This is a genomic window from Psychrobacter sp. 1U2 (assembly GCF_051847575.1).
In genome coordinates this window covers 1-614 of sequence record NZ_JBPYDC010001377.1, presented here as the reverse complement: position 1 = coordinate 614, position 614 = coordinate 1, and the positions used below count along the sequence as shown (strand labels likewise).

Annotated in this window: 1 protein-coding gene; it reads left to right on the top strand. The window is 51.8% G+C overall.

The window, feature by feature from the left end:
- Positions 1–19 precede the first annotated feature (19 nt).
- A partial coding sequence (locus ACS8FD_RS22185) for a MutS N-terminal domain-containing protein (protein WP_459252172.1) occupies positions 20–614 on the top strand: 595 nt, incomplete at its 3' end.

The window sequence follows — 614 nt, the reverse complement described above, 5'->3', positions numbered from 1 at the left end:
CAAGCGTGCCGCGCAGATATTGGACATTACTTTAACGCGCCGCGGCACTGACAAAGCCGGCAACACTATCGCGATGGCAGGTGTACCCTTTCATGCTGCAGATAGCTACATGGCACGGCTCATTGCCGCTGGGCAAACGGTGGTGGTCTGTGAGCAAATCGATGAGGCAGCCGATAGCAACTCTTATCCAAGCATCGGCGAAAAAAGCAAAAAAGATAATACGCTACACAATAAAGGTAGCACTAAAGCCGCTAAGGCTAAGCCGCCCACCATCATGCGCCGCGAAGTGGTCAAGACGCTGACTGCTGGGACGATAACCGATGATGCACTTATCGCGCCCAATCAGACGCCTACTGTCGTCGCCATCGACATCGCCACACCGAATCCAAAGGCAAAAGATCGTAAACTGCCTATCCAAGCTGCAATCAGTCAACTGGACTTGACGGCAGGGACGCTCACCACTCAAACCCTAAGTGTGGATAGTAGTACAAGCGTTGCAACTGGAGAGAATAGTGATATAGCAACGCTACAAGCGCAAATGCTCACTGTCTTGGCACGCTTTGCCCCTAGTGAGTGTATCATCAGTGAAGCCACCAGTGAAGACTTGCTACTGT